At 41.9% G+C, this 22,273-nt stretch carries 22 protein-coding genes; 14 read left to right on the top strand and 8 right to left on the bottom strand.

Features of this window, described 5'->3' with window-relative positions; genetic code table 11:
- Window positions 1–206: 206 nt before the first annotated feature.
- The 4 genes from GXP75_RS02200 (at window position 207) to sipT (ending at window position 4,511) form a co-directional block, all read left to right on the top strand.
- The gene (locus GXP75_RS02200) at window positions 207–962 is read left to right on the top strand and encodes a DeoR/GlpR family DNA-binding transcription regulator (RefSeq protein WP_242556040.1); all 756 of its coding nucleotides are present in this window, start codon (window positions 207–209) and stop codon (window positions 960–962) included.
- The gene (pfkB, locus tag GXP75_RS02195; protein ID WP_106044873.1) at window positions 959–1,870 is read left to right on the top strand and encodes a 1-phosphofructokinase; all 912 of its coding nucleotides are present in this window, start codon (window positions 959–961) and stop codon (window positions 1,868–1,870) included. The genes GXP75_RS02200 and pfkB overlap by 4 nt, the downstream gene beginning before the upstream one ends.
- 13 nt (window positions 1,871–1,883) lie before the next feature.
- Window positions 1,884–3,785, top strand: coding sequence for a PTS fructose transporter subunit IIABC (locus GXP75_RS02190; protein WP_214914818.1), 1,902 nt, complete (start codon window positions 1,884–1,886; stop codon window positions 3,783–3,785).
- 144 nt (window positions 3,786–3,929) lie between these two features.
- Complete coding sequence (sipT, locus tag GXP75_RS02185) at window positions 3,930–4,511, top strand: signal peptidase I sipT (protein WP_214914816.1); 582 nt, start codon at window positions 3,930–3,932, stop codon at window positions 4,509–4,511.
- Between the two features lie 43 nt (window positions 4,512–4,554).
- Here sipT and GXP75_RS02180 read toward each other — a convergent pair whose 3' ends face one another.
- Window positions 4,555–4,824 (bottom strand): hypothetical protein, encoded by a 270-nt coding sequence (locus GXP75_RS02180; RefSeq protein WP_061571450.1) that lies wholly within the window; start codon window positions 4,822–4,824, stop codon window positions 4,555–4,557.
- A gap of 169 nt (window positions 4,825–4,993) precedes the next feature.
- Between GXP75_RS02180 and GXP75_RS02175 the strand changes: the two genes are divergently transcribed.
- Complete coding sequence (locus GXP75_RS02175; protein ID WP_061571451.1) at window positions 4,994–6,613, top strand: ABC-F family ATP-binding cassette domain-containing protein; 1,620 nt, start codon at window positions 4,994–4,996, stop codon at window positions 6,611–6,613.
- 219 nt (window positions 6,614–6,832) lie between these two features.
- Entirely contained in the window at window positions 6,833–7,747 is a 915-nt protein-coding gene (locus GXP75_RS02170; RefSeq protein WP_242556039.1) for a ketopantoate reductase family protein, read from the top strand.
- Window positions 7,748–7,776: 29 nt separating this feature from the next.
- On the opposite strand, the gene GXP75_RS02165 is transcribed toward GXP75_RS02170, so the two are convergent.
- The 3 genes from GXP75_RS02165 to mreBH form a co-directional block, all read right to left on the bottom strand.
- The gene (locus GXP75_RS02165; protein WP_010788481.1) at window positions 7,777–9,009 is read right to left on the bottom strand and encodes an aminopeptidase; all 1,233 of its coding nucleotides are present in this window, start codon (window positions 9,007–9,009) and stop codon (window positions 7,777–7,779) included.
- A gap of 101 nt (window positions 9,010–9,110) precedes the next feature.
- A complete protein-coding gene (locus GXP75_RS02160; RefSeq protein WP_010788482.1) occupies window positions 9,111–9,245 on the bottom strand; it encodes a protein YkpC in 135 nt (44 codons plus the stop codon).
- A 101-nt stretch (window positions 9,246–9,346) separates the two neighbouring features.
- Window positions 9,347–10,354, bottom strand: a complete 1,008-nt coding sequence (gene mreBH / locus GXP75_RS02155) for a cell shape-determining protein MreBH (RefSeq protein WP_035175453.1) — start codon at window positions 10,352–10,354, stop codon at window positions 9,347–9,349.
- A 282-nt stretch (window positions 10,355–10,636) separates the two neighbouring features.
- On the opposite strand from mreBH, the gene abhA reads away from it, so the two are divergent.
- The 5 genes from abhA (at window position 10,637) to ade (ending at window position 15,880) form a co-directional block, all read left to right on the top strand.
- The gene (gene abhA, locus GXP75_RS02150) at window positions 10,637–10,915 is read left to right on the top strand and encodes a transcriptional regulator AbhA (RefSeq protein ID WP_003329146.1); all 279 of its coding nucleotides are present in this window, start codon (window positions 10,637–10,639) and stop codon (window positions 10,913–10,915) included.
- A 212-nt stretch (window positions 10,916–11,127) separates the two neighbouring features.
- Window positions 11,128–12,414, top strand: a complete 1,287-nt coding sequence (locus GXP75_RS02145; protein WP_061571454.1) for an ATP-binding protein — start codon at window positions 11,128–11,130, stop codon at window positions 12,412–12,414.
- 14 nt (window positions 12,415–12,428) lie between these two features.
- The gene (locus GXP75_RS02140) at window positions 12,429–13,268 is read left to right on the top strand and encodes a gamma-glutamylcyclotransferase family protein (RefSeq protein ID WP_242556038.1); all 840 of its coding nucleotides are present in this window, start codon (window positions 12,429–12,431) and stop codon (window positions 13,266–13,268) included.
- 49 nt (window positions 13,269–13,317) lie between these two features.
- Window positions 13,318–13,983: a Ktr system potassium transporter KtrC gene (ktrC, locus tag GXP75_RS02135; protein ID WP_061571456.1), complete on the top strand. Its 666-nt coding sequence runs from the start codon at window positions 13,318–13,320 to the stop codon at window positions 13,981–13,983.
- A 169-nt stretch (window positions 13,984–14,152) separates the two neighbouring features.
- On the top strand, window positions 14,153–15,880 hold the full coding sequence (gene ade / locus GXP75_RS02130; RefSeq protein ID WP_242556037.1) for an adenine deaminase: 1,728 nt from the start codon (window positions 14,153–14,155) through the stop codon (window positions 15,878–15,880).
- Window positions 15,881–15,913: 33 nt separating this feature from the next.
- Here the strand turns inward: ade and rnjA are convergent, their stop codons facing one another.
- The gene (rnjA, locus tag GXP75_RS02125) at window positions 15,914–17,581 is read right to left on the bottom strand and encodes a ribonuclease J1 (RefSeq protein ID WP_214914800.1); all 1,668 of its coding nucleotides are present in this window, start codon (window positions 17,579–17,581) and stop codon (window positions 15,914–15,916) included.
- Window positions 17,582–17,586: 5 nt separating this feature from the next.
- Window positions 17,587–17,796: a DNA-dependent RNA polymerase subunit epsilon gene (locus GXP75_RS02120; protein WP_003329140.1), complete on the bottom strand. Its 210-nt coding sequence runs from the start codon at window positions 17,794–17,796 to the stop codon at window positions 17,587–17,589.
- Window positions 17,797–18,186: 390 nt separating this feature from the next.
- Here GXP75_RS02120 and GXP75_RS02115 point away from each other — a divergent pair, with 390 nt between their 5' ends.
- Window positions 18,187–18,960, top strand: coding sequence for a Cof-type HAD-IIB family hydrolase (locus GXP75_RS02115; protein ID WP_214914797.1), 774 nt, complete (start codon window positions 18,187–18,189; stop codon window positions 18,958–18,960).
- Between the two features lie 39 nt (window positions 18,961–18,999).
- Here the strand turns inward: GXP75_RS02115 and def are convergent, their stop codons facing one another.
- Window positions 19,000–19,554 (bottom strand): peptide deformylase, encoded by a 555-nt coding sequence (def, locus tag GXP75_RS02110; protein ID WP_010788488.1) that lies wholly within the window; start codon window positions 19,552–19,554, stop codon window positions 19,000–19,002.
- A gap of 107 nt (window positions 19,555–19,661) precedes the next feature.
- Complete coding sequence (locus GXP75_RS02105; RefSeq protein ID WP_035175110.1) at window positions 19,662–19,817, bottom strand: YjcZ family sporulation protein; 156 nt, start codon at window positions 19,815–19,817, stop codon at window positions 19,662–19,664.
- A gap of 251 nt (window positions 19,818–20,068) precedes the next feature.
- On the opposite strand from GXP75_RS02105, the gene GXP75_RS02100 reads away from it, so the two are divergent.
- Both GXP75_RS02100 and pdhA read left to right on the top strand, forming a co-directional pair.
- On the top strand, window positions 20,069–20,737 hold the full coding sequence (locus GXP75_RS02100; protein ID WP_242556036.1) for a YkyA family protein: 669 nt from the start codon (window positions 20,069–20,071) through the stop codon (window positions 20,735–20,737).
- Between the two features lie 417 nt (window positions 20,738–21,154).
- On the top strand, window positions 21,155–22,270 hold the full coding sequence (pdhA, locus tag GXP75_RS02095; protein ID WP_003329134.1) for a pyruvate dehydrogenase (acetyl-transferring) E1 component subunit alpha: 1,116 nt from the start codon (window positions 21,155–21,157) through the stop codon (window positions 22,268–22,270).
- Window positions 22,271–22,273 lie beyond the last annotated feature (3 nt).

The following is a 22,273-nucleotide window of genomic DNA, read 5'->3' as shown; positions in this document are numbered from 1 at the left end:
TGATAAGAAGAAAATTGTCATACAATCGTCCTTCTTTTTGTCGAATTTACAGTTTACAAACCATACTTGTATACGTTAATATGAACAAATGTGAAAGATTTTGATAGTTATTGAATGAATTTGAATGATTTTAGTTGCCTAACGTAAAAAAAGCGAATACAATTAGATTGTATCCAAAATGAATACGTTTTCATTGGAGGTGAAGCATGTTAACTCCTGAAAGGCATCAACTGATTATTGATCAGATCGAAAAGTACGATGTGGTTAAAATCCAAGAGCTGATAAACCTGACAAATGCTTCTGAATCAACGATAAGAAGGGATTTATCAACGCTCGAAGAACGCGGCTTTTTAAAGCGTGTTCATGGCGGAGCTTCAAAGCTTTCCGACATTCGGCTTGAACCCGACATGCTTGAAAAATCATCCAAAAACCTTCACGATAAATTGAAAATCGCTGAAACAGCGGCTTCTCTTTTGGAAGAGGGTGATTGCATTTATCTTGATGCAGGCACTACAACTTTACACATGATTGAATTTATGGATAAAAGTAAAGATATAGTCGTTGTCACAAATGGGATCATGCACATTGACGCTTTAATAAGGAAAGAGATTACTTTTTATTTGCTTGGCGGTTATGTCAAGCAAAGGACGGGTGCAATGATCGGCGGCACTGCCCTGACTGCGATGGAGCAGTACAGATTCGATAAAAGTTTTCTGGGAGTCAACGGCATTCATGTAGAAGCCGGTTATACGACTCCGGACCCTGATGAATCTCTTTTAAAGCATAAAGCGGTCAAACAGGCGAAAAACGCTTATGTGTTAGCAGATCCTTCGAAATTTGGAGAAATTTCATTTTCAGCTTTTGCCAGCTTAGGCGACGCAACAATCATTACCACTGACGCTAAGGAATGCACATTCGATAATTACCAAGAAAAAACTGTCGTAAAGGTAGTGAAACCATGATTTACACTGTAACGCTTAATCCATCTGTCGATTATATTGTGCACGTTGAAGATTTTATCGTCGGAGGGCTGAACCGCTCTAAATATGATACGAAATATCCAGGCGGTAAGGGAATCAACGTATCAAGATTGCTTAACAGACATCATGTTCCGTCAAAAGCACTCGGATTTGTCGGCGGATTTACCGGTGAATATATCAAATCATTTTTAAAACAGGAAAAACTTGAAACAGCATTTTCCGAGGTCAAAGAAGATACACGTATCAATGTAAAGCTGAAAACCGGTGATGAAACGGAAATTAATGGACAAGGGCCGTCTATAACAAATGAAGATTTCAATACCTTTTTAGAGCAGTTCTCAGCGCTTGAAGAAGAAGATATCGTCGTCCTTGCGGGAAGTATCCCGACATCATTGCCGCAAGATACGTATGAAAAAATTGCAAAAGCATGCCAGCAGCAGGGCGCCCGCGTTGTTTTAGATATTTCAGGCGAAGCGCTCACGAAAGCAGCTGACATGAAACCGTTATTAATGAAGCCGAATCATCATGAGCTTGGCGAAATGTTCAATACAACAATCGAAACTGTTGAACAGGCTGTTCCTTACGGGAAGAAGCTTGTTGAGCAAGGTGCTGAACATGTGATCGTATCAATGGCCGGAGACGGTGCGCTTTTATTTACAAAGGACGCTGTTTTCTTTGCCAATGTACCGAAGGGGAAATTAGTGAACTCAGTGGGAGCAGGCGATTCTGTCGTAGCAGGTTTCCTTGCGGGTCTATCGAAACAGCTGCCGCTTGAAGAGGCATTTCGTTTAGGGGTTACTTCCGGAAGCGCAACCGCATTTTCTGAAGAACTCGGAACAGAAGAATTTGTACAGCAGCTTCTCCCGGAAGTTCAGGTCACACGTCTATAGAGGAGGAAAGAAAGTGAAAATAACTGAGCTGTTAACGAAACATACGATAAAGCTGAACATTGAAAGCAAAGAAAAAGAAAATGTCATTGATGAAATGGTTACAGTACTTGACCAAGCCGGAAGACTGAATGACAGAGCAGCTTATAAAGAAGCAATTTTAAACCGTGAAAGCCAAAGCTCTACAGGAATCGGCGAAGGGATTGCCATCCCGCATGCGAAAACAGCAAGCGTCATAAATCCAGCTATCGCATTCGGACGTTCTAAAGAGGGTGTTGATTATGAGTCACTTGATGCACAGCCTGCGCATCTGATCTTTATGATTGCGGCTACTGAAGGCGCAAATAACACCCACCTTGAAGCGTTATCAAGACTCTCTACTCTTTTAATGAGGGAAGAAATCCGCAAACAGCTGCTCGAGGCTGAAACAGAAGATGCGATCATTGATATCATCAATGCACATGATAAAGATGACGATGAAGAGGAAGAAGAAAATGAGCCGCAAGCTCCATCATCAAAAGGGAAAATTTTAGCGGTCACAGCTTGTCCGACTGGAATTGCCCATACATTTATGGCAGCGGATGCGCTCAAAGAAAAAGCAAAAGAGCTCGGCGTTGATATCAAAGTGGAAACGAACGGTTCTAGCGGAATTAAGCATGCGTTGACGGCTCAAGAAATCGAAGACGCGCCGGCCATTATAGTTGCTGCTGACAAGCAGGTTGAAATGGAACGCTTTAAAGGAAAACACGTGCTTGAAGTGCCTGTAACTGCAGGGATCAGACGTCCGCAAGAACTGATCGAAAAAGCCGTAAATCAGGATGCTCCTATCTATAAGGGCAGCGGCGGCGGTTCTTCTGCCGGCAGTGAAGAAGCTGAGTCCAAAGGCAAATCAGGAGGCATAGGAAACACGTTTTATAAACACTTAATGAGCGGTGTCAGCAACATGCTTCCGTTCGTTGTAGGCGGCGGTATACTCGTTGCGATTTCGTTCTTCTGGGGGATTAATTCATCCAAACCAGATGATCCGACTTACAATGCATTCGCGGCTGCTCTTAAGTTTATTGGTGGCGACAATGCGTTAGCATTAATCGTGGCTGTTCTTGCCGGATTTATCGCAATGAGCATCGCAGACCGTCCGGGTTTAGCCCCAGGTATGGTCGGCGGTTTCATGGCATATCAGGCAGACGCTGGATTTTTAGGCGGGCTGATCGCAGGGTTCTTGGCTGGTTACATTGTCGTTCTGCTTAAAAAAGTGTTTGCCGGTATTCCTCAGTCACTTGACGGATTAAAACCAGTATTGCTTTACCCGCTGTTTGGTATTTTCTTAACCGGTATTATTATGCGCTTTGTCATCAACACACCGGTAGCTGCTTTTATGTCGTTCTTGACAAACTGGCTTGAAAGCCTCGGCACGGGCAACCTTGTGCTTATGGGAATTATTTTAGGCGGTATGATGGCAATTGATATGGGAGGCCCGCTGAATAAAGCTGCCTTCACATTCGGAATTGCGATGATTGACGCAGGAAACTATGCGCCTCATGCGGCAATTATGGCAGGCGGTATGGTTCCGCCGCTTGGCATCGCACTTGCGACAACGTTTTTCAAAAGCAAATTCTCAAAACGTGACCGTGAAGCAGGGGTTACATGTTATTTCATGGGAGCGGCTTTTGTAACAGAAGGGGCGATCCCGTTTGCTGCAGCTGATCCGCTTCGCGTCATTCCTGCATCCGTTATCGGCGCAGCCGTAGCGGGCGGTTTGACAGAATTTTTCCGGGTGACATTGCCTGCACCTCACGGAGGAGTTTTCGTAGCCTTTATTACTAACCATCCGTTGCTTTACTTATTGAGTATTGTGATCGGTGCTGTCATAACGGCCGTTCTTCTCGGGATATTTAAAAAACCTGTTACAGAACAATAAGATGAAAAAAGCGTCCTTTAGGGGACGCTTTTTCTTCATCAGCCTATTTGGCAGCATGGTTAGGTTATGTATTTTATGATGAATTGTGATAAAGTAAAGATAATGAGAATCAACTGAAATAGTGATCGTCTAGGAGGAACCATTTTGACCGAAGAGAAAAATCCTAAAACTGAAAAACCGGTGAAAAAAAAATCCAATACGTATTGGGAATGGGCAAAAGCGATTGTCATTGCCGTGGTTTTGGCACTCTTAATCCGCCACTTTTTGTTTGAACCGTATTTAGTGGAAGGTTCATCCATGTATCCAACCTTGCATGACGGGGAACGTTTGTTTGTAAATAAAACCGTCAACTATGTCGGAGAGCTGAATCGGGGAGATATCGTCATTATTAACGGCGATTCATCAAAAGTGCATTATGTGAAACGGTTGATCGGTAAGCCAGGAGAAACCGTAGAGATGAAGGATGACACGCTTTATATAAACGGGAAAAAGATAGAGGAGTCATATCTGTCTAATAATAAAAAAGATGCGAAAAAGCTGGGTGTTAATCTTACCGGGGATTTTGGACCTGTCAAGGTTCCGAAAGGGAAGTACTTTGTAATGGGTGATAATCGCCTGAATTCGATGGACAGCAGGAATGGACTCGGGCTTATTGCCGAAGATCGGATTGTCGGCACTTCTAAGTTTGTCTTCTTCCCATTTAACGAAATGCGCCAAACAAAATAAAAAACGCCATGCTGTACTCACTTCGGAGTCAGCAGGCGTTTTTTTACATTGAAAAAGAGGCAGCTATTGCGATAAACAATACGGTTACAAACACGGAGCCTATAATGGCTAACACACTGAAGAAAAGGTGAATTTGTTTTTGTTCTTTCCCGCGTTTTTGCCAAAAGCGCTTCGCAAATATGTGCGAAAATGTGTATATAAAAGCAATACCGATGTATAAGCCGATATCTTTGGCGGTAAACCCTGTTACGGCCAGATATACGCCTGTAAAAAAGATAAGTAAACAATATTCTGTAAGTGTTAAGAGCCTCAACGTAATCCTCCGTTACTATGGTCATTGACCCACTTCTTTTCTTCTATTGTAACATAGCTGCATCCCTTGTTGTGTAAGTGTTTTCGGCCTCCATTTAGCAGGAGGCATTTCTCTTCCTTCTTATTCATGGTATACTTTTATTGATGATAGATACGATGGAGGATTATAAATGATTGCTGTAAATAATGTGAGCTTACGGTTTGCGGATCGTAAGTTATTTGAAGATGTAAATATTAAGTTTACGCCGGGCAACTGCTACGGATTAATCGGTGCGAATGGTGCGGGTAAATCAACGTTTCTTAAGATTTTATCCGGAGAGCTTGAACCTCAGTCGGGCGATGTCCATATGAGTCCGGGCGAACGCCTTGCCATCTTAAAGCAAAACCACTTTGAATATGAAGAGCATGAAGTATTAAAAGTCGTTATTATGGGCCACAAACGTCTGTACGAAGTGATGCAGGAGAAAGATGCGATTTACATGAAGCCTGATTTCTCTGATGAAGACGGCATTCGCGCCGCTGAACTTGAAGGCGAGTTTGCGGAGTTAAACGGCTGGGAAGCTGAAAGTGAAGCTGCAATTCTTCTGAAAGGGCTTGGTATTTCAGAGGATTTGCACTCTAAGAAAATGGAAGACTTGGGCGGATCAGAGAAAGTGAAAGTTCTATTGGCTCAGGCATTATTCGGGAAACCTGATGTATTGCTGCTGGATGAGCCGACAAACCACTTGGACCTTCAAGCTATCCAATGGCTAGAAGAATTTCTGATTAATTTTGAGAATACCGTTATTGTGGTATCACATGACCGTCACTTCTTAAATAAAGTATGTACCCATATTGCTGATCTCGATTTTAACAAAATTCAAATCTATGTCGGCAACTATGATTTCTGGTATGAATCAAGCCAGCTTGCTTTAAAGCTTTCACAAGAAGCGAATAAGAAAAAAGAAGAGCAAATTAAACAGCTGCAAGAGTTTGTGGCCAGATTCAGCGCAAATGCGTCTAAATCAAAGCAGGCTACTTCAAGAAAGAAACTTCTTGATAAAATTTCTCTTGATGATATTAAACCGTCTTCACGCCGTTATCCTTATGTCAACTTCACGCCGGAACGAGAAATCGGAAATGATGTTCTCCGGGTGGAAGGTCTGACAAAAACAATTGACGGAGTAAAGGTACTTGACAATGTCAGCTTTATTATGAATAAAGAGGATAAAATTGCGTTTACCGGACGCAATGAATTAGCTGTTACTACGTTATTTAAAATCATTTCCGGGGAAATGGAAGCAGACAGCGGCACATACAAATGGGGTGTCACAACGTCTCAGGCATACTTCCCTAAAGACAACAGCGAATATTTTGACGGCAGCGATGTGAACCTTGTTGACTGGCTTCGCCAATATTCGCCTCATGATCAAAGTGAAAGCTTCCTGCGCGGCTTCCTGGGCCGGATGCTATTCTCGGGTGAAGAAGTGCTTAAAAAATCAAATGTATTATCAGGTGGAGAAAAAGTCCGCTGTATGCTCTCGAAAGCAATGCTTTCAGGCGCTAATATTTTAATACTCGATGAGCCGACGAACCACTTAGATCTAGAATCCATCACGGCTCTGAATAACGGCTTAATCAGCTTTAAAGGAGCCATGCTGTTCACATCACATGACCATCAGTTTGTTCAAACCATTGCCAACCGTATTATTGAAGTAACACCTAAGGGCATTGTTGACAAACAAATGAGTTATGACGAATTCTTAGAGAGCAAAGACGTACAGCAAAAACTCTCAGAATTATACGCCTAACCAAAAAAGCAGAGGAAACTCTGCTTTTTTTCTTTTTCACTTAAAGTGTTCAGGGGCGCTGAGGCCGTTGTAATGAAAAATGGGACATTTTATTAAAGGAAAATTCATTATTGTCTGTTTTTACTGTAAACTTTTATATGAAAGACAAGAAAGGACTTATCGAGACTCAGAGAGTTCACTATAATGAAATAAATACATATAGAGAAAGGATTGTTACCAATGAAAATTTTAGTGGCAGGAGCAGGCGGAGTAGGCGGATATATCGGCGGAAGGCTGGCGGAGCAGGGGAATGACGTTACGTTTCTCGTCCGCCAGCAAAGAGCCGCGAAGTTAACGAAAACAGGACTTGTTATTAAAAGCGAAAAAGGTGATATTTCGTTTCAGCCTTCCTTAATTCAGGCAGGGGAAAACGGATCTTTCGACGTTGTCATTATCGCCTCTAAGGCCTATTCTTTACAGCGTGTGATAGAGGATGTCAAACCCTTTATCCACGCTGAGTCGGTCATTATCCCTTTTTTAAACGGCTATCAGCACTACGAGCAGCTGTTTGCGGCATTTGCGAAAAGCCGGGTGCTTGGAGGTCTTTGCTTTATCGAAAGTGCATTAAATGAGGAGGGTGAAGTAATTCATACAAGCGCTTCCCACCGTTTTGTGTTCGGCGAATGGAATGGCGAACAGACTGAGAGAATGAAAGAGCTTGAGAAGGTTTTTGCCAACGTTAACGCTGAGGTCATGATAAGCAGAAATATAGAGAAGGACATATGGAAGAAGTATTTGTTTATTGCAGCTCAGGCGGGGATCACTTCTTTATTTCAAAAGCCGCTCGGACCCATTTTGGAAACAGACAGCGGCCGAAATACTGCGAAAACCCTTATCGGAGAAATTGGTGCAATTTTGCGTGCGGAGGGGGTTCCGGCTGATCCTGATCTAGAGGAAGAGAGCTACCGCACGATGACAAAAATGTCTTATCAAATGAAATCCTCTATGCTGCGGGACATGGAAAAGGGACAAACAACAGAAGGAGACCATCTGCACGGATTTTTGCTGGAAAAAGCAAGGGATTTATCTTTGAAAGCGCCCGTTTTGGAAACCGTCTATGCGAATTTACAAATCTATGAGGCGGAAACGAAATAAAAAAAGAGGCGGTCAGCCTCCTTTTTTGTTTAAAATGCCCAATTCCCATTTCTGAAAACAGGTTCTCTTTTTCCGTCTGCCGTAATGCCGTCAATACTCATATCTTTAGACCCTATCATAAAATCCACATGTGTAATGCTTTCATTCAGGCCTTCTTTTACGAGTTCCTCACGAGACATTTGTTTTCCGCCTTCAATATTAAAGGCATAAGCACTGCCGATCGCCAAATGGTTTGACGCGTTTTCATCGAATAAGGTGTTATAAAAAAGAATATCCGACTTTGAAATCGGTGAATCATAAGGCACAAGCGCCACTTCGCCAAGATAATGGGAGCCTTCATCCGTTTCAACTAATTCTTTTAGAATGTCTTCTCCTTTTTCCGCCTTAATATCTACAATACGGCCGTTTTTAAAGGTTAATGTAAAGTTATCGATAATATTTCCGCCATAACTTAAAGGCTTGGTGCTCGATACGGTTCCGTTTACACCGTCTTTTTGAGGCAGAGTGAACACTTCTTCGGTCGGCATGTTTGCCATAAATTCATTTCCATTCTCATTAATGCTTCCTGCTCCCGCCCACACATGTTTCTTCGGAAGTTCAATCGTCAGGTCTGTTCCTTCTGCCTGATAATGCAAAGCGCTGTAGTGTTTCGCATTAAGATGATCGACCTTCTCATGAAGAGTCTGATCATGCTCTTTCCATGCTTGAACCGGATTTTCTTCATTTACCCGTGTTGTATTAAAAATCTCTTCCCACAGTAGCTGAATCGCTTCTTCTTCTGAATGACCGGGGAATACCTTTGATGCCCAGCCAGCCGATGCTGCGCCGATGACTGTCCAGCTGACCTTGTCTGATTGAATATATTGTCTGTATGTATGTAATGCTTTACCGGCTGCTTTTTGGAAAGCCGCAATTCGTTTTGATTCGATCCCTTTTAATAAATCTGGGCTTGATGATACGACTGAAATAAAGGCAGCACCTTTCTCAGCAAGCGCTTCTTTGCCTTTCGCTTCCCACTCCGGATACTCGTCAAAGGCTTCAGGCGGCGCCAATTCATATTTTAATCTTGATACTTCATCGTCCTGCCAGTTCACTGTCACATGTTTTGCGCCTTTTTCATAAGCGTGTTTTACAATTAGCCGGACAAAATCCCGCACCTCTGTAGATGCATTTACGACAACATGCTGCCCCTTTTGGACATTAACGCCGACTTCAACCGCCAGCAGGGCGTATGTGCTTAATTTCTTTGAAAAAGAATCCATGGTTCATTCCTCCTAATCCTTTTTCTCATCATATCAAATATTCTCTTGAAAAGAAAAGAAAGGAGTGTGATTGAAAAAAGGCACAGCAAGCGCTGCGCCTCTTACGGATGATTCAGTTTTACAGTTTCTCCTGCGGGTGAAGGAGGCATATTCGCCAACGAGATACTCATTCCCCCAAGAATAATTCCGCTCAAAATAATCGCTATAGCTACTCGTCTTCCCAAATCTCTGATCATTTGTTTCCTCCTTATGGTTTCTCCATTCCTCACCATATGAACGAAACAAGGGAAAGAGAAGCAAAAGATTTATTAAATTTGCCTCTGAGTTTGTAAAAAGCTTATTTAACGGCTTTTTGAAGTTTATCAATCACTTCTAAAGAACGTCCGGTTCCGATTGCAACAGATTCAAGCGGATTAGGCGCAAGATGCACGGGAACGACAATTTCACTGGACAGCCACTCTTTAATGCCGTTTAACAGCGCGCCTCCGCCTGTTAAAATCACGCCGCGGTCTACAATGTCCCCGCTCAGTTCAGGCGGACAGTCCTCAAGGGTGGCTCTGATGGCTTCGAGAATATGAAGGAGAGATTCGCGCATTGCACCTTGAATTTCATTTGACTGAAGCATAATTGTTTTAGGCAGCCCTGTTACAAGATCGCGGCCGCGAATTTCAAGTGTTTCAGGCGCATGTTCAATAAGCGCGTAGCCGATTTCCATTTTGACTTGCTCAGCAGTCCGTTCGCCAATCAGCAAATTATATTTCTTTCTGACGAAGGAGATGATATCTTCATCAAGCTGGTCGCCGCCGATACGGATGGAATGGCAAGATACAACACCGCCAAATGAAATAATGGCGACTTCAGTTGTTCCGCCGCCGATGTCTACCACTACATTGGCCACAGGCTCATCGACCGGCAGATCCGCACCGATTGCAGCAGCAACCGGTTCTTCAATTAAATGGACGTTTTTGGCGCCGCAATTTTTAACCGCGTCACTGATCGCGCGTCTTTCTACTGCCGTTGAGCCTGATGGGGTGCATACGACCACGTTTGGCTTTCTAAACGTCATGCCGATGCTTTTACCGGCTTTCTTCATGATGTGTTTTAACAAATCAGTTGTCATATCATAGTCTGCGATGACGCCGTCTTTCATAGGTCTGACTGCGACAATTTTTCCGGGTGTTTTCCCGATCATGTTTTTTGCATCGGTTCCGATCGCAAGTACTGCTTTTGTAGTCGTGTCTACTGCGACAACAGAAGGTTCATTTAAGATGATGCCTTTATTTTTACTGTAAACAAGTATATTAGCTGTTCCTAAGTCGATTCCAATTTCGGTTGATTGAAACATTTTTTCACCCAATCTCTATCCTGATTTAAAATGATTTTACATTTAAAGTTTCTTAAAAACTGTGGGATTTTTGGGGGTGGGTGTCGGGAATGAAATGTTTTTGTAAAAAAACAACGAATTATGTATTTGACGTAATAAACATTTCGTTATAATGTCAAAAATATCTCTTGTTTCTGTGGAAAAAAGGAAACTTTTTTAAAGTTTCATTCGTCTAGGTTGTATTAAGGTCTAGCCTTGAACTTAGATGACTAAAGAAACATTTAAAGGAAGTAGGGGATTTCTATGAAATCAATTGGTGTTGTAAGAAAAGTAGATGAACTTGGCCGTATTGTTATGCCGATAGAATTAAGAAGAGCGTTAGATATTGCGATTAAAGACAGTATTGAGTTCTTTGTAGACGGAGATAAAATCGTCTTGAAAAAATATAAGCCGCACGGCGTGTGTTTAATGACAGGGGAAATTACGACAGAAAATAAAGAATACGGCAATGGAAAAATCATTTTAAGTCCAGAAGGAGCACAGCAGCTGCTTGACGAAATTCAAGCTGCTTTAAAAGCATAATGTGAAAAGTGGTAAAAAAGGCGGGGGGCGATTCTCCGCCTTTTTTTGCGTTCAGGTGTCTGATGGCTAGTCTATTTGCCGTGCAAGCGCGATTTTATTTGATGAAAAACAGGTAAGGAACCCCAAATAATTGGGATACTTTTCATATTTTAATCAAATGTTTTCTAAACAATGTTACAATAAACAGAGAAACACAAGCGGCAGGTGGGAGTATGAAAAAATACAAAGCACGCATCATTTCCACATCTCTGGCAATGATTTTTATTTTGTTTTGGGATTATATATTCTATTATATCGAAAAAAATCCGATTAACTGGCCTGTTGATATTTTATTTTCAGCAGTCGTCATTTTCAGTGTCTGGATGATGGCGTATTATTTCGATCAAAAACAACAGCTTATTGAAAAAGTCCAAGAAAGTGAACGCAAGTACAAATATCTTTCTAATGAAAAGAACCGCATCATGGATAATTTGCAAGAAATCGTATTTCAAACAAATGCAAAAGGTGAAATTACATATTTAAATCAAGCATGGGTGATCATTACAGGCTATTCGATCAAAGAATGTATGGGAACCATGTATAATGACTACTTTATTAAAGAAAAACACGTAGTCGACTATATCAGCAACCAAATCAGAATAAAGGCTTCCTCGGGCACGTTTAACGCAAAGTATGTCACAAAAGCCGGCGTGGAATTTTGGGGCGAAGTACATTATAAGCTTTACTATGACAAGTATCACCGGTTCACAGGAAGCTTGGGGACTTTGTCTGATATCACAGAGCGGAAAAACGCCGAAGAAAAATTGTTCGAAACAAATGAGCGGCTCGCGATGCAGTCGCAAAAGCTGGCAATCGCAGGAGAACTTGCAGCCGGTATCGCCCACGAGGTGAGAAACCCTTTAACATCAGTAAGCGGGTTCCTTCAGCTCATGAAGACGCAATATCCTGACAGAACAGATTATTTTGACATTATATTTTCTGAGATTAAAAGGATTGATTTAGTGCTCGGTGAACTGCTGCTTCTCGCAAAGCCGCAGACGGTTACCTTTAAGCCTCATAAAATCAACGGCATTTTGAAACAAGTGACAACATTGCTTGATACAAACGCGGTACTGTCCAATATTGTGATTGAGAAAAATTTTAATCTGACGGAAAGCTGCAAAATTAACGGAGACGAAAATCAGCTGAAACAAGTGTTTATTAATATTATCAAAAACGGAATTGAAGCGATGCCTGCCGGCGGCGTTATTAACATTTCTTCTGAGAAAAAAGGGTCTTACACAATCATCAGCATCAAAGATCAAGGAAGCGGCATGACAAAAGAAAATATGAAACAAATCGGTGAGCCTTTTTTCTCTACAAAGGAAAAGGGTACGGGGCTCGGCCTGCCGATTTGTTTAAGAATTTTAAAAGAACATAAAGGTGAATTGAAAATTGAAAGCGAATCTGGAAAAGGAAGCACGTTTTATGTTATTTTGCCTTTAGAGTCAGACAAGTGAGAGGGGAGATCAGGATGAATTCACTTCTGTTTGTATACGGCACATTAAGGAAGCATGAGACCTGTCACGGTGTCTTATCACAGTCAACATGCGTTAATCAGCAGGTAAGAATAAAGGGAAAGATGTACGATACAGGACAAGGGCGCCCGGTTGCGGCGTTTTCAGAACATACATATATTTGCGGAGAAGTATATGAAGCGGATGAATCTGTCATACATAAACTGGACTTTCTGAAAGAAGGATATCATAAACGGCGGGTTACCGTTGAGACTGACACCGGAAAGAAAACAGCATATGCCTATTTCATTAAGGAAGAAGAATGCGCCTCTTACACCGAAATTAAAAGCGGTGATTGGAAAGAATATCAGATGATCAGCCGCAAACAAAAGCCAGTGTATTATTTTGCTTACGGCTCATGTATGGACAACGCACGCTTTAAAACGGCACGGGTCGATCATTATTTTAATCATCCGGTAGGCGGAGCCAGTCTTCCGGGATATTCAACCCGATTTACGTTAAGAAGAGAAGATGGTTCAAGGGCGGATCTTGTAGAGGACGGAGGCTCGGCAGAAGGTGTGTTATACCGCCTTCCTTTTGAAGCCGTTTCTTATTTGTATAAAAGAGAAGGTGTTGATTCGCGCACTTATCGTCCGGCTTTTGTAGATGTCGAGGCAGACGGACATTTGTACACAGACTGTTTAACATTTCTTGTGCTGGATAAAAAAACGGAAATCGCGCCGCCTGAGCACTATAGCAGAGAAATTGAACGGGGCGCGCAGCAGTATTTGTCAGCTGATTATGCTGAAAAGCTGAAGCGGCACATAGAATCCCTGCCTATACAGCATGTTCGTTAAAAATATGATAAAATTTTCATCATGATATGTTAACTAAAGGAGCTTCATTATGAAAAAAGAATTTGCAGTCATTGGACTTGGCCGCTTTGGAGGCAGCATTTGCAAAGCATTAAGTGAAGAGGGCCTTGAGGTTATGGCAATGGATATTGATGAGGACAAGGTGAATGAATATGCCAAAATCGCTTCTCACGCCGTAATCGGAGATTCGACGGACGAATCTGTTTTGAAAAATTTAGGCATGCGCAATTTTGATCATGTTATTGTAGCCATTGGTGAAAATATTCAAGCGAGTATTTTGACGACTCTGATATTAAAAGAATTGGGTGTCAACACAATCACGGTGAAAGCGCAAAACGATTATCATGAGAAAGTACTTTCTAAAATCGGCGCCGATCATATCGTGCATCCTGAACGTGACATGGCGAAAAGAATCGCCCATAACATTGTTTCAAATAATGTTCTTGATTATTTAGAACTTTCAGATGAGCACAGTCTCGTTGAGATTGTGGCAAACAGCCGCCTGGCCGGAAATACCTTGCTTGATTTAGACATCCGTGCCAAATACGGGGTAAACATCGTAGCCATTAAACGCGGGAAAGAGGTTATTGTGTCACCGCTGGCAACAGAAGTGATACAAAAAGAAGATATTTTAATTGTGATTGGTTCGATCACCGACATTTCCCGATTTGAAAAAAGAGTGCTGCACATAAAATAAATCAGCTGTAAGGCCGTTCGATCGCTATGAACGGTTTTTTTTGCCGCTTAATTATCTGAATATAAAAACATTCAATATGTTTGTACGATTTCTTCGGTTTTTTATTGACTAAGAATTATCGTTCCGATAGCATATTGTACCATATAAATAAAAAGAGGAGGGGGCACAATTGAATAAGGAAACATTGGTCAAGCGGCTTGATGCTTCAGCCCGCCGGAGAAAAGCTGATACCGTCATCAAGAACGGAAAAATCATGGATGTTTTTAACCAAGAATGGATTCAAGCTGATATCGCCATTACTGACGGAGTGATCATCGGTCTGGGCCAGTATGAAGGGGAAGAAACAATAGACGCAGAAGGCCAAATGATTGTACCGGGTTTTATTGACGGACATGTACATATCGAATCCTCTATGGTGACACCGATTGAGTTTGCAAAAGCGGTTTTGCCGCATGGTGTGACAACCATTATTACTGATCCGCATGAAATCGCGAATGTCGCCGGAGGTAAAGGAATCAAATTTATGATTGAACAGGCGCGAAAAACGCCGCTGAATATACATTTTATGCTGCCCTCCAGTGTTCCCGCCGCAAGTTTCGAGAGATCTGGCGCCATCTTGAAAGCGGCAGACCTTAAGTCTTTCTATAAAGAGAAAGAGGTATTGGGGCTTGCGGAGGTTATGGATTATGTATCAGTCGGACAAGGCGAAGACGATATGCTGGATAAATTACTTGATGCCAAGCTGGCCGGAAAGCGAATTGACGGCCATCTAGCCGGCTTATCAACAGATTTCGTCAATATATACAGAACGGCTTTTGTCCTGAATGATCATGAAGTAACAACTAAAGAAGAAGCGCTTGACCGCATCAGAAGAGGAATGTATGTCATGCTTCGTGAAGGATCAGTAGCCAAAAATGTCCTCAATGTTCTGCCGGCTGTAAATGAAAAAAATGCCCGCCGATTCTTTTTCTGTACGGATGATAAGCATGTGGATGATTTATTGGAAGAGGGAAGCATTAATCATCAGGTCAAAATAGCCATCAAAGCAGGGCTTGATCCGTTTTTAGCTTATCAATTGGGCAGCCTGAATGCAGCGGAATGCTACGGCCTTGATACAAAAGGCGCTATAGCACCGGGCTATGATGCTGACCTGCTGTTCATTTCAAACTTAGAAAATGTCAGTATCACAAAGACAATGGTAAAAGGACAAACAATCGCGGAAAAAGGAAGAAACGTATATCAGAACGAGCAGGAGTCTATTACACCAGATCAGTCTCTGCTTCAATCCGTCCGTCTTGCGCCTCTGAACAAACAAGATTTTGTCATACCCATTTACCCGAAAAAAAATATTCGTGTCATTCGTATTATCCCGAATCAGCTTGAAACAAAGCTGATTAGTGCCCATGCGGACAATAGTGTGTTTCAGCCAGATATCAATCAAGATTTATTAAAGATTGCTGTTGTTGAACGGCATAAAGCATTGAGGGAAACGGGGCTTGGGGTTGTTCAAGGCTTTGGTTTAAAAGACGGAGCGCTGGCGACTACGATTTCTCATGATTCACATAATATTATAGCTGTTGGCACGAACGATACGGATATAGCAGCTGCGGTCAATAAGCTCCAGGAAATCGGCGGCGGATTAACGGTCGTAAAAGGCGGCAAAGAGCTTCACTCCGTTCCGCTTCCGATCGCAGGTTTATTATCTGATCAATCTGCTGAATGGGTAAACGACAGCCTGCATGTTCTTCATGAACAGCTTTCATTGATCGGGTTCACCGGTGATTTCAATCCTTTCCTTACTCTTTCATTTTTGGCGTTACCAGTCATTCCTGATATAAAAATGACGACAAAAGGACTTTTTGATGTAAAGGCGTTTCAACATATTTCATTACAATAAAAAAGATGCACTCAAGGTCGAGTGCATCTTTTTTTATACTTCCATAATAATCGGAAGGATCATCGGACGACGTTTTGTCTTTTCGTATAGGAAAGGAGCAAGCGTGTCTGTGATTTCGTTTTTAATTTCAGACCATTGAGTTGTTTTTCTTTCCATAACCGTTTCTAAATGGTTTGAAATTAGCTCTTGTGCGTCATGGATCAGATCACCGGATTCTCTCATATAAACGAATCCTCTTGAAATCAAGTCAGGACCTGCTGAGATTTTAAATTCATTCATATCCATGCTGACAACTACAATGACAAGTCCTTCTTCGGATAGAATTCTGCGGTCGCGAAGTACAATGTTGCCGATATCGCCAATTCCGCTTCCATCAATATACACTGAACCGGATGGGATTTTGCCCGCTACAGAAGCTTCATCGCCTTTAAGCGCTAAAACTTCGCCATTATCCATGATAAAGCAGTTTTCTTCTGGTATGCCGCAATCTGTCGCAAGCTTGATATGCATTTTTTGCATTCTGTATTCCCCGTGAATCGGCATAAAGAATTTAGGCTTCATCAAACGGAGCATCAGCTTTTGTTCTTCCTGTCCGCCGTGTCCGGATGTATGGATATCATTAAGTGATCCGTGAATAACCTCGGCACCGGCACGGTACAATTGGTTGATTGTACGGCTTACGCTGATTGTGTTCCCCGGTATAGGAGATGAAGAAAAGACAACCGTATCTCCCGGATTAATTGAGATTTGACGGTGAGTGCCGTTTGCAATCCTTGACAATGCGGCCATCGGCTCTCCCTGGCTTCCCGTACATAGAATCGTTACTTTGTTTGCAGGGATCCGATTAATTTCATTGTGCTCGATAAATGTATTTTTAGGACAATTAATATACCCGAGATTTTGGCCTATTTCAATTGCCGATTCCATACTGCGTCCAAATACGGCGACTTTTCTGCCGTTTAACACGGCAGCTTCTATTACCTGCTGCAAACGGTGAATGTTCGAAGCAAAGGTTGCAAAGATAATTCTTCCGTCCACTTTTCGGAAAATATCGTGAATGCTCTCACCGACACGGCGTTCAGACATAGTGAAATCGGGTACTTCACTGTTTGTGCTGTCTGATAAGAGGCATAACACGCCTTCTTTTCCGATCTCAGCCATCTTTGTCAAGTTCGCCGGTTCACCGACTGGAGTAAAGTCGAACTTGAAGTCTCCAGTATGTACGATGTTTCCGGGCGGTGTTTTTACAACAACCCCGTAGGAATCCGGAATGCTGTGAGTCGTTCTGAAGAAGGATACAGCTGTTTTTCTGAATTTAATAATATCGTCTTCACCGATAATATTGAGTTTCGTTTGTCTTAATAAACCATGCTCTTCAAGTTTATTCCGAAGTAAGCCGATCGCGAGTTTACCGCCGTAAACGGGAATATTAACTTGTCTGAGCAGATACGGAATGCCGCCAATGTGGTCTTCATGTCCGTGTGTAATAAACAAACCTTTAATTTTATCTTCGTTCTTAACTAAATACGTGTAATCGGGAATGACATAGTCAATGCCGAGAAGCTCATCTTCCGGAAACTTAATTCCCGCATCAATCAGAACAATCTCGTCTTGAAACTGCACTCCGTACGTATTTTTGCCGATTTCACCCAAACCTCCGAGGGCGAAAACAGCAGCCTGATCATTTTTTACAAATTTCATTCCGCTCATAACTCCAATACTTTAAAATTTTCGCTCTGTTTTTCGTATTCTAAAAAAGCACCGTCAACAGATTGAACAAATTCAATGTTATATTTTTTGTCTTTCAGCTTAGTTCTGACGTCTCTTTCTGATACGCCTTCAATATAAAGTGAAGCTGTTTTTTCACGAACAGGTACTTCGTCAGCCTTCTCTTGATAAAATACCTTATAAATCATCCAAATCTCTCCTTAAATGCCGTATGTTAGACTCGCTTATTCTATTATATTCGAAAACCGAATATAATAAAAGTCTTGAGCAAAAAAGGACCATTCGAAAAACGAAGGATCCCTTGTCAGGCAATGCCTTTTTTACGGAGCATTCCGTTCCATTGTCGTCTTATTTTTTTGCGTAATCGGCGCAGCATCTGAAAACCTCCTTACAAAACATATCAACTAGGCCAATTCTCTTTAAGGATAGTATGCGGAGTTATGATGTGAATTTTCATGGGTATTTATGGGATTCAAATGAAAAAGTAAAGGAAATGGTTTGCCCGAATAAAAACTTTCTGTATGATGGGAGTGGGAAAGCATGTACTAAGTGACAATGGGATAAAGGAGAAATCAGCCATGGATACTAAATTAATCTTTCTGGATATCGACGGTACGATATATGATCATGATAAAAATATACCTGAGAGTACAAGGGAAACAGTTGCGGCGCTTCAGGAGCAGGGGCACCATGTGTTTATCGCCAGCGGCCGTGCGCCGTTTATGGTTAAACCGATCTTGAATGAACTGGGGATCCATTCGTTTATCTCCTACAATGGACAGTACGTTGTCTTTGAAGGGGAAGTCATTTTTAAAAATCCGCTGCCTGAACAAGCGATCAAGCGTCTGTTAAAACAAGCCGGCGAAGGTAAGCACCCTGTTGTGTTTATGGCAGAAGACACCATGAAGACCAACATGGATAAGCATCCCCGCGTATTCGAAGGGATCAGCAGTTTAAAGGCTCAGTATCCGGAACTGGATGAATTATTTTATGAGGGAAAAGAAATCTTCCAGCTCCTTTTATTCTGCCGGGATCATGAAGAAAATGCGTATACGGCTATGAACGAGTTTGATTTCGTGCGCTGGCATGAGGTTTCCACTGATGTGCTTCCTCGCGGCGGATCAAAAGCGGAAGGAATTAAAAAAGTGATCGAACGGCTTCCTTTTGACATCAGCGATACATATGCGTTCGGTGACGGGCTCAATGATCTGCAAATGATTGAGTTTGTCGGAACGGGCGTTGCCATGGGAAATGCAGTGCCGGAATTGAAAGAAATCGCAGATTTTGTGACCAAACCTGTAGATGAAGACGGGATCGCGTTTGCTGTAAAAGAATTAGGGCTTTTGAAATAAAAAAACGGCTGACACTACTGATGTGTCGGCCGTTTTAATTTACCGTTCAATAGGGACTGCGTTTTCCGGTTCCCGAAATGGATTCTCTTTATCAATATGGTCATAAAACATCACGCCGTTCAGGTGATCAATTTCATGTTGAAATACAATAGCGAGGAAACCTTTTAACCGAATATCAATCTCTTCTCCTTCCAGCGTCGTTGCTTTCACTCTGATTCGGGCGTACCTGGGAACATAGCCGGGGATAGCCTCATCAACGGAAAGGCAGCCTTCTCCGCTGGTTAAATAGCTTTTTTCAACCGAATGGCTGATGATTTTCGGATTAAACAGCGCATAGCTGTACAAGGTTCCTGAAGCGTCTTCAGCGTGTATCGCTATCATTCGTTTGTTTATATTGATTTGAGGCGCAGCAAGCCCCACTCCGGGCCGAAGCTGATGCTGTTCAGCCAGCACAGGATCTTGGCTGTTTTTTACAAACTCAATCATCTCAGCAAGCTGTTTTTTTTCTGTATCACTTGCAGGCAGCTGAACGTTTTCAGCAACCTCTCTGAGTGCGGGATGTCCGTCACGCACAATATTCTCCATAGTAATCAAGAAACTTCACTCCTAAAGCTTAATATGTAAATTATAAAGGATTTCTTTAGCGCGGCGCAACGAATCAAATAAGACCAGCCGTTTTAAGGCTGGTCAATCGTCCGCGTTTAGCAGCCTAAATAAGCAGCGCCAACGATAATCAACAAGATAAACAATACAACGATTAAAGCGAATGTGCGTCCGTAGCCGCCTCCGCAGCCGCCTCCACCGTACCCATAACCGCCGTAACTGCAACAGCCTCCGCCATATCCATAACCGTACATAAAAAAACCTCCTCTTGTAATTACGCGCAGCCTTTTTTTGTAGGCATAGCGTCTACTATAACCTATGTAAAAGCACAGAAGTTGTATGGTCATATGCCCTGATTTTTCATTTTTTTTAATTCATTTTTTTGAGCGCCGAGACTCTGCATAAATGAGGACTGGTTTGTCGAAACATTCAATTACAGCTCAGCTATTGTCAAAATCCGCGAGAGATCCTATAGTAGAAAATGTCAAGATTGGGGGATTTCAGCGTGAAATTTAATAAAAAACACATATTTGCAGGAATCTGTGCGCTTGGCGCGTCAAGTGTGCTGCTGACCGGCTGTGCGGAACAGGATCCGGTTGAATCGCTGCATGACTCATTAGAAAAAGTCGTGCAGCTGGAAAAACCGTTTCAAAAAGAACAGAAGACATTAGAAAAGTTGGAGAAGGATGAGAATAAGCTGTACGACAGCGTAATTCAATTGAATATGGATGATTATAAAAAGATCGTTTCATTATCAAATCAGGCACTTGATAATGCCAGCAAGCGTGAGGATCATCTAAAAACCGAAAAGAGCAGTATTGACGATTCCAAAAAGGAATTTAAAACAGCAAAAGAATCGGCAGAAGATATTAAAGATGAGAAAATTAAAGAAAAAGCTGAAAATGCAGCTTCCTATATGGAGAAGAGATATTCTTCCTACAGCTCCATGTATAAGGAATATGAAAAGGCAATCAAACTGGACAAAGAACTGTATAAGCTTATGAAGAAAAAAGACTTGACATTGGATGATTTAGATCAGCAGATCGACAAAGTGAACACTTCCTATGATAAAGTGCTCAAACAAAGCGAAGAATTTAATAAGCAAACGGAAAAATATAATCAAGCAAGAGAAGAGTTATATAACACCGCAGGGTTTGATGTGAAAAAGAGCTGACTGGTCAGCTCTTTTTTTATTTAAAAATGTGTTTCGCTTAATTTTTAATTTTCTATTGTAGTACAGAAATCTACTGTATACTAGTACAGTTTTAAAGGTGGGGAAACACAGGAAGACCATTGAAAATATAAAGCGAATACATTTATTGAAAATCAATGATTAAAACGATTGACGGGTCTTCTTTGTTTAGTGTAAACTAATCCATGTTAAGTGATGTTGTATTAGTTTTTTTAAAACTACAAGATAATACAGTTCAGAATAGAATGTGACTATCCTACATAAAAGGTTTTGGCAAACTGGGGATCGGCTAAAATATATACGACTTACTGCTAATACTTTAGGGTACCCTAAGTTTGTATGTATAAAAGGTATGCACGTCTAATGACTGTTTAAAAGAAAGGAAGAGGTGACTTTAGTATGGCTGCAAAAACGAAAAAAGCTATCGTTGACAGTAAAAAGCAATTTGATGCCATTAAAAAGCAGTTCGAAACGTTCCAAATTTTAAATGAAAAGGGAGAAGTCGTGAATGAAGCGGCGATGCCTGATTTATCTGATGATCAATTAAAAGAGCTTATGCGCCGCATGGTATTTACGCGTGTGCTTGATCAGCGCTCCATTTCATTGAACCGCCAAGGGCGTCTCGGTTTCTACGCTCCTACTGCCGGTCAGGAAGCTTCACAAATTGCAACACATTTCGCGCTTGAAAAAGAAGATTTTGTTCTTCCGGGATACCGTGATGTGCCTCAGTTAATCTGGCATGGCCTTCCATTGTATCAAGCGTTCCTTTTCTCTCGCGGACATTTCAGAGGAAACCAAATGCCTGATGATGTGAACGCCCTTTCTCCGCAAATCATTATCGGTGCGCAGTACATTCAAACTGCAGGTGTTGCACTAGGTCTTAAAAAACGCGGCAAGAAAGCTGTTGCAATTACTTATACTGGTGACGGGGGAGCTTCTCAAGGAGACTTCTACGAAGGAATCAACTTTGCCGGCGCTTATAAAGCCCCTGCGATTTTCGTTGTTCAAAACAACCGTTACGCAATCTCAACTCCGGTTGAAAAACAATCTGCAGCAAGCACAATTGCTCAAAAAGCGGCAGCTGCTGGTATTGTCGGTGTTCAAGTAGACGGAATGGATGCACTTGCTGTGTACGCTGCAACTGCAGAAGCACGCGAACGCGCTGTAAACGGCGAAGGCCCGACTTTGATTGAAACTCTTACATTCCGTTACGGCCCGCACACAATGGCTGGTGACGATCCGACGAAATACCGTACGAAAGAAATTGAAAACGAATGGGAACAAAAAGATCCGCTTGTTCGTTTCCGCGCGTTCTTAGAAAACAAAGGCCTATGGTCTGAAGAAGAAGAAACGAAAGTTATTGAGGCTGCTAAAGAAGAAATCAAGCAAGCCATCAAAAAAGCGGATGAAGAACCAAAACAAAAAGTATCAGATTTAATCAATATTATGTATGAAGAACTGCCTTACAACCTTGAAGAGCAGTTAGAAACTTATACACAGAAGGAGTCGAAGTAAGCC

This window comes from Bacillus sp. HU-1818, assembly GCF_022695965.1.
Classification (GTDB): domain Bacteria; phylum Bacillota; class Bacilli; order Bacillales; family Bacillaceae; genus Bacillus; species Bacillus atrophaeus.
This window is presented reverse-complemented; position numbering and strand designations above follow the sequence as displayed.